A 10371-nucleotide genomic window follows, 5' to 3' on the forward strand; every position below is an offset into this window, starting at 1 on the left:
CTGTCGCGTCAGTTGCAGACGACGCGACGGCCGGGCATTGTGACACCGAGCAGGCTCACCACGCCGATCTAAGGAAGTCCGTTGCAGCGTCAGAAGCAGAAGACTGTTGCAACCTGGAGTGTGAATGCTGCGTCGGGCATTGTCAGTCTACACTCGCGCTCGTGTCGCCAAGTCTTAACCTCTACCATTCAAACCATCGTCGTTTTCCGGCGGCCTCTCAATCAACTCGCACTACGAACCAGAGTCACTTCCGCCCACCGATTTTCGCCTGACACAGGATCAGTCCGTCTGCGCCAAGCATAAAAGAGCCAGCGCAGTGTGTTGCGCCATAACCACCCTTATTGTTATGGCTATCAGGTAAAAGAGGTGTTTATCGTGAATCTGGAACAGTTTTCGTCCCTTTCCCGACGTCGATTTGTCACTGGCGCGGCGGCTGGCGCCGCGCTTGCGGGGCTCGGTTTGCCCCTTAGAGCTGCAGAGGTCAATCCCCGGCCTCGAGTGCTTACAGGCAATAACTTTGATCTTTCCATTGGCTATCAGTCAGTCAACTGCACCGGCGCCGAGCGTACTGCTACCACGGTCAATGGAAGCCTGCCGGCCCCGATTTTGCGCTGGAAGGAGGGGGAGCGGGTCCGATTGAATGTCACTAATCATTTGGCGCATACCAGCTCCATTCACTGGCACGGCATGATTTTACCGACAGATATGGACGGTGTACCCGGTTTGAGTTTTGCCGGTATAAAGCCGGGCGAAACCTACCACTACGAATTTGATGTCAATCAAAGCGGTACCTACTGGTACCACTCCCACTCGGGGTTTCAGGAACAGACCGGCTTATACGGCGCCATCGTGATTGATCCGAAAGAGCAAGACCCCGTGGAATGTGATCGGGATTACGTGGTTCTTTTGTCGGACTGGTCGGATGAGAACCCCCACGATATCTACGCCAAACTGAAAAAGATGAGTCACTACTACAATTTTCAGGAACGTACGGCGGGCGACCTGTGGAAAGACATTAAGGAGAAAGGGCTGGCGCAAACCTGGAACGAGCGCAAGATGTGGAACACCATGCGCATGAGTCAGACCGACATCGCTGATGTTACTGGTTACACCTATACCTTCCTGATGAATGGCATCACACCCGATAGCGGCTGGACGGGCTTGTTCAAGCGCGGTGAAAAAGTGCGCCTGCGTTTTATCAACGGCGCTGCCATGAGCATTTTTGATATTCGTATTCCGGGTTTGAAAATGACCGTGGTCGCGAGCGACGGCCAGAATATCGAGCCGGTCAGTGTTGACGAGTTTCGTATTGGCGTCGCCGAAACCTATGATGTAGTGGTTGAGCCCAGTGACGACAGCGCCTATACCATCTTCGCCCAGACCATAGATCGCTCCGGCTATGCTCGCGGTACGCTCACACCAGATCCCGCGTGGACAGCCGAAGTGCCCGCAATGGATTACACCCCGGTGCTCAGCCACGCCGATATGGGGATGGCGGCAATGGGCGGCATGGATCATAGCGGCCATGATATGGGCGGCATGAAGGGTATGAAGCATGATATGTCCGCAATGGGTGACAAGCGCATGGATCACAGCATGCACAAGATGCATGGCATGCAGGGGATGGATCATAGTCAGCACCGTATGCAATCAATCGCCAGGGCAGGCGAGGGCAGCAATAGCCCCATAAAGCATGATTCGACCGAATACGGACCACATGTCGATATGCTTGCGCCCGCACCGCAGAATGGCTTGAACGATCCCGGTGTAGGTTTACGTGATCACCAAGAGCGTTACGGCAGAAAGGTGCTCACCTACGGGGATATTAAAAACCTCTATCCGACGATCGATCAGCGAGACCCTGAGCGCGAAATTCAGCTCCATCTGACCGGCAATATGAGTCGCTATATGTGGTCCGTTGACGGCATCAAGTTTGCCGACGCCGAGCCGCTACGGCTGACCTACGGCGAGCGGGTACGCATTACCCTCGTTAACGACACCATGATGACTCACCCCATTCACCTGCATGGTTTGTGGAGTGAGCTGGAAACCGGTGACGCCGCTTATATTCCGCGAAAACACACGGTGATTGTTCAGCCGGGTTCCTCCATCAGTTACTTGGTAACAGCCGACGCCTTGGGTCGCTGGGCCTACCACTGTCATTTGCTATATCACATGCCGGGCATGATGCGTGAAGTGCGGGTGGAAAAAGGAGGTCGCGCATGAAATGTTTTAACCGTATAAGAATTTCTCGATCTGTCGGCCTCATTGCAGCAACCGTCTTTGTAGGGAGTGCAGCATTTGCCGGCGGCAAGGATGATCCCTTTCTGATTATGGGCAAGTTGGATCAATTGGAAGTGCGCGATACTGAAGGCGACGATCCACTGGTGTTGGAAGGCGCGCTGTGGGCCGGCTACGACCTGAATAAGTTCTGGCTCAAAGCAGAAGCCGAGCGCGTCGACAACGAAAGTGAAGAGCTGGAACTTCAGGCCCTGTACAGTCGAGCTATCTCTGCTTTCTGGGACATACAACTGGGTGCCCGTAAAGACTTCCAGCCCAAGCCAACGCGCGAGTGGGGCGTTATTGCGCTGCAGGGCCTGGCACCGTATCACTTTGAAGTGGATGCTTCGCTTTTTATTGGCGGTGCCGGGCGCACTGGCTTGCGCCTTGAGGCAGAGTACGAACTGCTGTTCACTCAGAGGCTGGTGCTGGTCCCGGAAATCGAGCTTAACGCCTACGGTCATAATGATCGGCAAACTGGAGTCGGCTCGGGTCTGGCGGACGCCGAATTGGGACTGCGTCTTAGGTATGAAATTCGCCGGGAGTTTGCGCCCTATCTCGGGCTTAACTGGCAGAAAAAATATGGTAACAGCGCAGATTTTGCCAGTGCTGCCGGGCATGACGTCGAAGACACCCAGCTAGTGTTGGGTATTCGCGCTTGGTTTTAGTGGCCCGAGCGTCGTGAAAAGCTGGCGCAGCAGGTGCGACAATGCGGCATGATGGTGTCCATGCTTACCGAGAGGCCGGGCGATGCTGATTCTGAAAACAGCGATATTGTTTGTTGTGACGGCAGTTGCTGAAATTATCGGCTGCTACTTGCCCTGGCTGTGGCTTAAGAAAGACGGCTCGGTCTGGCTATTGCTGCCGGCCGCCGTGAGTCTGTCTATGTTTGTGTGGCTGTTGAGCCTGCACCCGGCCGCCAGTGGTCGTGTCTACGCGGCTTACGGCGGTGTTTATGTGGCTACGGCTCTGGTGTGGTTGCGTATTGTTGATGGTATCGAATTGACAGCCGCCGACCTGCTCGGCGGAGCAATCATATTGATCGGCGTTGTGACGATCGTGCTGGGTGGGTTTGGTCACACTCGGTGATTGACCCTGTTCCTGGGTTTAGGCTTTAGCCTCTGCGTTGTTCATACTGAGAGTTATCGCTCATGCCTGAAGGCAACGAGAAGCCGCTGTACCGCACAACCTACGTTGTACGCAAAATGGACTGTGTGGCCGAACAGCAACTGGTGAAAAGCGCCCTTGAGGGCAGCGCTCAGGTATTGTCCCTGAGTTTCGATATGCGCCGCCGTCAGGTCGCTATCATTCACAGCCAGACATCTTTAGAAATTGACAGCACAATGAGCGGCCTGCGGCTTGGTGCTGAACAAATCGATTCAGAACCCTGCGAGGGCGCTGAGCTGGTACAAAAACAGTCGGCCGGTGATGAGGAAGAAGCCAGAACACTGCGCTGGCTGCTCGTCATTAATTTAGTCATGTTTGTGGTGGAAATCGTCGCGGGTATCTGGGCTCAATCCGCAGGGCTGATTGCCGACTCCCTCGACATGCTGGCAGACGCCAGTGTCTATGCCCTGGCGCTGTTTGCCGTCGGCCGAGCTGCTTCGCTGAAACTGACGGCTGCACGCACAATGGGTTGGCTGCAGTTGTTGCTTGGGGTCGGCGTGTTGGTCGAGGTTTTGCGACGCTTCGTTTATGGCAGCGAACCTGAATCCCTGTTTATGATGGGAGTAGGGGCGCTGGCGCTGATGGCGAATATTACCTGTTTGGTATTGCTGGCCAAGAAAAAAGACCGCGGTGTGCATATGACCGCAACCTGGATTTGCTCCTCCAATGATGTGATTGCCAATGCCGGCGTCATCGTGGCCGGGTTCTTGGTTATGCTCACCCAGTCGCCTTACCCTGACCTGGTGATCGGTTTGCTGATTACCGGGGTTGTGCTGAACGGTTCGCGCCGGATATTGGCGCTGAAAGCCTGAAGCACTGGCCCGCGGCGAACTTCGAGGCTTTCACAATTCCGATCGGGTTTTCTACAAACGCTTCCCTACAAAAGTGTAATGAGGCCTTTGTTGAAAAAAGTAGAACGGTGTGTAAATTTACCGGTCTAAACTTACAATAACGACGGATTCGGCCCCGGCCGGCGCAACCGCAGGAGTATGTTATGGATCGCTACATCGTTATTTCCTCAGATTGTCACGCGGGCTTGCCCCCTGAAAAATATCGCGACTACCTGGACCCTCAGTACCGCGAAACCTTTGATATGGCTCTGCCCATCCAGTTGGAAATGACGGAAAAGGCTGAGCAGAGTTTTTTGATGAAAGACATCAATGACGAGTGGCGAGCCGGTGTGGAAGATGGCTTGCACGGTGCCTGGGATCATGACCAGCGTATTAAGATGCTCGACGAAGACGGCATTGCCGGTGAGGTGGTGTTCGTCGACGGTATCACCGAGCGCAACAGCCCACCTTTTGGTGCCGGTTTGGGCTTGCCTTCAGACGAGACCATCGTGCCTGAATTACAGTGGGCCGGTGCCCGCGCCCACAACCGCTGGCTGGCTGAGTTCTGCTCACAGGCGCCGGAGCGTCACGCGGGTGTAGCCTCAATCCCGCTGTTGTGGGATATCGAGGAAGCAGTCAAAGAAGTGAAGTGGGTGAAGGAAAGCGGCCTGAAAGCGGTGCTTATTCCACTTTCTACCGGTCCCTTCGAACCCTATCATCATGTGAAGTACGACCCTTTCTGGCGTGCCTGTGAAGACCTCGGTGTGATCGTAAATTTCCACTCCGGTGGCGCCATGACCAAGGAATACTTTGGGCCGAATTTCCCAGAAGAAGCGCCTGACAATTACCCTGGCGGGATGGGTATCTACGTGTCGGAAGTTTTCTTTTGGACCTATCGTCCCCTCACTTTCATGATTTGGGCCGGTGTTTTCGAGCGTTTTCCCAAGCTCAAGGTCGCGGTAACAGAAACCGGCACCAGCTGGATGCTGCCGCCTTACCTGCAATTGCTGGATCACAATTACAACGACGTGCATTTTTCTGCCAAGCTGGGTGACTTCCGATCTCACCTCTCTATGGCGCCTACGGAATACTTCAAGCGCAATGTGGGTATTGGCGCGTCCTGCATACCCCGTGGCGATATGAAGTACCGTCACGATATGGGTATTGATCAGGTGATGTGGGGCAGTGATTACCCGCACCCGGAAGGCACCTGGCCGAGTACTCGCGATGCAATGATCGACACCTTTCATGACCTGCCGCATGACGAAGTAGCGAAAATGCTGGGCGAGAATGCGATCAAGTTCTATGGCTTTGACCGTGAGAAGCTGGTGCCGATTGCGGAGCGTATTGGACCGACCAAAGCGGAAATCAAGCCTGCAGCGTAAGGCTTTCCCCTCACCCTAACCCTCTCCCCCGGGAGAGGGGATTCCAATTATCTGCTTCAGTACGCCTCGCTCCTTGGGGGGAGGGGCTTTGACGCTTGTAACAACCCTCATACTTCCCGATAATACGCCTCCACTAAATTCATGCTGTTACTCACCGTGTTTCGCGGTGTCAAAATAGCCTTGCACGTGGCCTTTAGTAGGGGTCACCACTGGAAAAAGGACGCACAATGCCTGTTGTAACCCTCCCTGACGGAAGTCAACGCTCTTTCGATAATCCTGTCTCTGTTGCCGATGTCGCCATGGATATCGGCCCTGGCCTGGCAAAGGCGGCACTGGCGGGTGTGGTCGACGGCCGCGAAGTCGATACCAGCTACACGATTACTGACGATGCCCAGCTCGCCATCATCACCGAGCGGGACGAAGCCGGGCTGGAGGTGATTCGTCACTCCACCGCCCACTTGCTGGCGATGGCGGTGCAGGATCTGTTTCCCGGTGCTCAGGTCACTATAGGCCCGACCATCGAAGACGGTTTTTACTACGACTTTGCCTACGAGCGCGCCTTTACCCCGGAAGATCTTGAAGCCATTGAAAAGCGCATGGGTGAACTGGCCTCGCAAGATCTGCCGGTAGAGCGCATTGTCATGGATCGCGACGAAGCGGTTGAGGCCTTCAAAAAGCTCGGCGAAGAGTACAAATGCGAAATTATCCGCGATCTGCCTGCCGGTGAAGAGATATCTCTTTATAAGCAGGGCGACTGGATGGATCTGTGCCGGGGGCCTCATGTGCCGTCAACCGGCAAACTGAAAGCCTTCAAGCTGACCAAAGTGGCTGGCGCCTACTGGCGCGGCGACAGCAACAACGCCATGCTGCAGCGGGTTTACGGCACCGCCTGGCGTAACAAGAAAGAGCTGAAAGCCTATTTGACCCGTCTGGAAGAGGCGGAAAAGCGCGACCACCGCAAGATTGGCAAAAAGCTGGGTCTGTTCCATATGCAGGAAGAGGCGCCGGGCATGGTGTTCTGGCACAGCAAGGGCTGGACCATCTACAAAACCATCGAACAGTACATGCGCGAGCAGCAGAACTGGAATGGCTACGAAGAAATTCGCACACCGCAGGTGGTGGATCTGTCGTTGTGGGAGAAGTCGGGACATGCCGACAAGTTCGGCGACGATATGTTTATGCTAAAGGCAGAAGAGCGCGATTTTGCGGTCAAGCCCATGAACTGTCCCTGCCATGTGCAGGTGTTTAATCAGGGCTTGCGCAGCTATCGTGATCTGCCGCTACGCTTGGCGGAGTTCGGCTCATGCCACCGCAATGAGCCTTCGGGCTCCCTGCACGGCATTATGCGGGTGCGAGGCTTTACCCAGGACGATGCGCATATATTTTGTACCGAAGATCAGATCCAGCCCGAAGTGGCTGATTTTATTGATTTTCTGCACAGCGTGTACGACGACTTTGGTTTTACCGAGGTGATCTACCGCCTCTCGACCCGCCCGGAAAAACGAGTGGGAAGCGATGAAGACTGGGATCGCGCCGAAAAGGCACTGGCTCAAGCGCTGGACGCCAAGGGGCTGCCCTGGGAGGAATTGCCGGGCGAGGGCGCATTCTATGGTCCGAAAATTGAGTTCTCCCTCAAAGACTGTATCGGTCGCGTCTGGCAGTTGGGCACCATCCAGGTGGATTTCTCCATGCCGGGGCGTCTGGGGGCGCAGTATGTATCGGAAGGCGGCGAGCGCAAAACTCCGGTTATGCTGCACCGCGCCATTCTGGGGTCGTTCGAGCGTTTTATTGGTATTCTGATCGAACATTACGAGGGCGCTTTCCCCACCTGGCTGGCGCCGACGCAGGCAGTAATCTGTAATATCACCGACAATCAGGCCGAGTCAGTCAAAAAACTGGAAAATTTCTTGGCTCACAAGGGTTTCCGGGTAAATGCGGACTTGAGAAATGAGAAGATCGGCTTTAAAATCCGCGAGCACACTATTCAGAAGGCTCCTTACATCCTCGTCATGGGTGATAAGGAGGTCGAGAATCAAACCGTGGCCGTACGTGCGCGTCAGGGCGAGGATCTGGGAACCATGACATGGGACCAGATCGCTGAACATCTCGCCGCTGATGTCGAGCGTCGCGGCCGCGTTGCATTGGAGAGTTAACGATCAGACGAGATAACAGTAAGGGCCGCGAGAAAAAGCCGCCACTGAACGATGAAATTATTGCGCGCGAAGTGCGTTTGATAGGTGCCGACGGTGAACAGGTAGGCATTGTACCCATTGATCAGGCAAGGCAGGTCGCAACAGAGGCCGGACTGGATCTGGTTCAGATTGCCGACGCAGACCCGATTGTCTGCAAGGTGATGGACTACGGTAAGCACGTTTTCGAGGCGAAGAAGCAACAGAACGCCCAGAAAAAGAAACAAGTGCGAACCCAGGTGAAAGAAGTCAAGTTCCGTCCAGGAACTGAAGAAGGTGACTATCAGGTAAAACTGCGCAACCTGATGCGTTTCCTTGAGCACGGGGACAAAGCCAAGGTAACCCTGCGTTACCGAGGCCGCGAGATGGCCCACCAGGAAATTGGTATGGAACTGTTGAAGCGGGTTGAAAAAGACCTCGAAGAATACGGTTCTGTTGAACAGTTTCCAAAAATGGAAGGCCGCCAGTTGACAATGGTTATCGCTCCCAAAAAACGCAAGCAGTGAGCTCGTAGGGCCTGCTTTATATTTTTGCAAAAATGCGGAGTATCGAAAGATGCCTAAACAGAAAGTACACAGTGGGGCAGCTAAACGCTTCAAGAAGTCGGCTTCCGGCTACAAGCGTAAAAGCGCGCACAAGAGTCACATCCTGACCAAGATGACCACCAAGCGTAAGCGTCAGCTTCGTGGCACTTCTGAAGTTCACGCTTCAGACAAAGTGCTTATCGATCGCATGATGCGCGCTAACTAAGGTAAGGAGTAGACTATGCCCCGCGTAAAACGTGGTGTGACAGCACACCGTCGCCACAAGAAAATACTGAAGCAAGCCAAAGGTTACTACGGTGCACGTTCACGTGTATTCCGCGTAGCCAAGCAAGCGGTCATCAAAGCCGGTCAATATGCTTACCGTGACCGTCGTCAGAAGAAGCGCCAGTTCCGCGCACTGTGGATCACCCGCATCAATGCGGCATCCCGTGCTAACGGCCTGAGCTACAGCCGTCTGATCGCTGGCCTGAAAAAGGCAGAAATTGGCCTGGACCGTCGCGTTCTGGCTGATCTGGCAGTGCACGACAAAGACACTTTTGCGAGCATCGTAGAGCAAGCAAAAGCAGCCTTGGCGTAATTGCCCTGGCGGCTCGCAGTGCCGCCAGTATAAGTTTACAGATAGGGAAAGGGCTGCCGCTCTTTCCCTATTTTTTTGTATCGTGATCCGCCGCCGGCGGTAACAAGCAGAGGCAAAAGCATGGAAAACCTCGAAGCATTGGCTGACGAGGCAAGTCAAAAAATTCAAGCCGCGAGCGACCCCAGAGCGCTGGATGATGTGCGCGTGGCCTATCTGGGCAAAAAAGGCTCGATCACGGCCCTGCTGAAAGGCTTGGGTGGTCTGTCGGCCGAAGAGCGGCCCAAGGCCGGAGCTGAGATCAACCGCGTGAAAGCGCTGCTGTCGGACCAGATTCAGGCCCGCAAAGCCGACCTGGAAAACGCCGCTGTCGCTGAAAAACTCGCCAAGGAAACTATCGACGTCACGCTGCCCGGTCGCGGCGTGGACAGCGGAGGCCTGCATCCGGTAACGCGCACTATCGAGCGCATCGAGGCCTTCTTTGGCAGCATTGGTTTTGAATCGGTCGAAGGCCCGGAAATCGAAGACGACTACCACAACTTCGAAGCCCTTAATATTCCGGCCCATCACCCGGCGCGCGCCATGCACGACACCTTTTATGTGTCGGACAACACCGTGCTGCGCACCCATACCTCGCCGGTACAGGTGCGGGTGATGGAAGAGCGCGAACCGCCGCTGAAGGTGATTTGCCCCGGGCGCGTGTATCGTTGCGATTCAGACCTGACTCACACACCCATGTTTCATCAGGTAGAAGGGCTGTTGATTTCTGAAGACAGCAGCTTTGCGGACTTAAAGGGTTTGATCGAGTCCTTCCTGCGCGCCTTTTTCGAGAAAGAGCTGGCCGTGCGCTTTCGTCCCTCCTATTTCCCCTTTACCGAGCCTTCGGCTGAGGTGGATATTCAGTGTGTGATCTGCGGCGGTGAGGGTTGCCGGGTGTGCAGTCAGACAGGCTGGATCGAGATCATGGGCTGCGGCATGGTCCATCCTAAAGTGTTTGAGTACTCGAACATCGACCCCGACAAATACAGCGGTTTTGCCTTTGGTATGGGCGTGGAGCGTCTCTCCATGCTGCGCTATGGGGTAAACGATTTGCGCCTGTTTTTTGAGAGTGATCTGCAGTTTTTACGGCAGTTTGCGTAGGGATTTCGTCATTGCGAGCGCAGCGAAGCAATCTTATCGGTTGTGGCACCAGCGCAGAGAGATTGCTTCGCCGTATCCTCCTCGCAATGACATCAGACAACAAAACTTCCGCCCGTAGATAGCGGGCACAGCGATTGGAATAGCGATGAAATTCAGCGAACAGTGGCTTCGAGAATGGGTAAATCCGGAGCTGAATACACAGCAACTGGCCGACCAGATCACGATGGCCGGCTTGGAAGTGGACGCGATTGAAGCGGTCGC

The 10371-nt window shown here is 54.8% G+C and carries 10 protein-coding genes; all 10 read left to right on the top strand.

Annotated features, from left to right (window positions below; genetic code table 11):
- Positions 1–366: 366 nt before the first annotated feature.
- The 10 genes from ABY734_RS14705 to pheS all read left to right on the top strand — a co-directional run bounded on the left by ABY734_RS14705 (position 367) and on the right by pheS (position 10110).
- Positions 367–2226: a copper resistance system multicopper oxidase gene (locus ABY734_RS14705; RefSeq protein WP_372780075.1), complete on the top strand. Its 1860-nt coding sequence runs from the start codon at positions 367–369 to the stop codon at positions 2224–2226.
- On the top strand, positions 2223–2948 hold the full coding sequence (locus ABY734_RS14710) for a copper resistance protein B (protein WP_372780065.1): 726 nt from the start codon (positions 2223–2225) through the stop codon (positions 2946–2948). Before ABY734_RS14705 ends, ABY734_RS14710 begins: the two co-directional genes overlap by 4 nt.
- An 88-nt stretch (positions 2949–3036) precedes the next feature.
- Positions 3037–3369 carry a YnfA family protein gene (locus ABY734_RS14715; protein ID WP_372780076.1) on the top strand — a complete coding sequence of 111 codons (333 nt, stop codon included), beginning with the start codon at positions 3037–3039 and terminating at the stop codon, positions 3367–3369.
- A 62-nt stretch (positions 3370–3431) separates the two neighbouring features.
- On the top strand, positions 3432–4259 hold the full coding sequence (locus tag ABY734_RS14720) for a cation transporter (RefSeq protein ID WP_372780066.1): 828 nt from the start codon (positions 3432–3434) through the stop codon (positions 4257–4259).
- 182 nt (positions 4260–4441) lie between these two features.
- A complete protein-coding gene (locus ABY734_RS14725) occupies positions 4442–5662 on the top strand; it encodes an amidohydrolase family protein (RefSeq protein WP_372780067.1) in 1221 nt (406 codons plus the stop codon).
- Between the two features lie 227 nt (positions 5663–5889).
- Complete coding sequence (thrS, locus tag ABY734_RS14730; protein ID WP_372780068.1) at positions 5890–7815, top strand: threonine--tRNA ligase; 1926 nt, start codon at positions 5890–5892, stop codon at positions 7813–7815.
- A gap of 2 nt (positions 7816–7817) precedes the next feature.
- Positions 7818–8357 carry a translation initiation factor IF-3 gene (gene infC, locus ABY734_RS14735; RefSeq protein WP_372780077.1) on the top strand — a complete coding sequence of 180 codons (540 nt, stop codon included), beginning with the start codon at positions 7818–7820 and terminating at the stop codon, positions 8355–8357.
- Positions 8358–8406: 49 nt separating this feature from the next.
- The gene (gene rpmI, locus ABY734_RS14740; protein ID WP_372780069.1) at positions 8407–8601 is read left to right on the top strand and encodes a 50S ribosomal protein L35; all 195 of its coding nucleotides are present in this window, start codon (positions 8407–8409) and stop codon (positions 8599–8601) included.
- A gap of 15 nt (positions 8602–8616) precedes the next feature.
- On the top strand, positions 8617–8973 hold the full coding sequence (gene rplT / locus ABY734_RS14745; RefSeq protein ID WP_183409422.1) for a 50S ribosomal protein L20: 357 nt from the start codon (positions 8617–8619) through the stop codon (positions 8971–8973).
- A 120-nt stretch (positions 8974–9093) separates the two neighbouring features.
- Positions 9094–10110: a phenylalanine--tRNA ligase subunit alpha gene (gene pheS, locus ABY734_RS14750; protein WP_372780071.1), complete on the top strand. Its 1017-nt coding sequence runs from the start codon at positions 9094–9096 to the stop codon at positions 10108–10110.
- Positions 10111–10371: the final 261 nt, after the last annotated feature.

The organism is Litorivivens sp. (assembly GCF_041624475.1).
GTDB lineage: Bacteria > Pseudomonadota > Gammaproteobacteria > Pseudomonadales > Spongiibacteraceae > Litorivivens.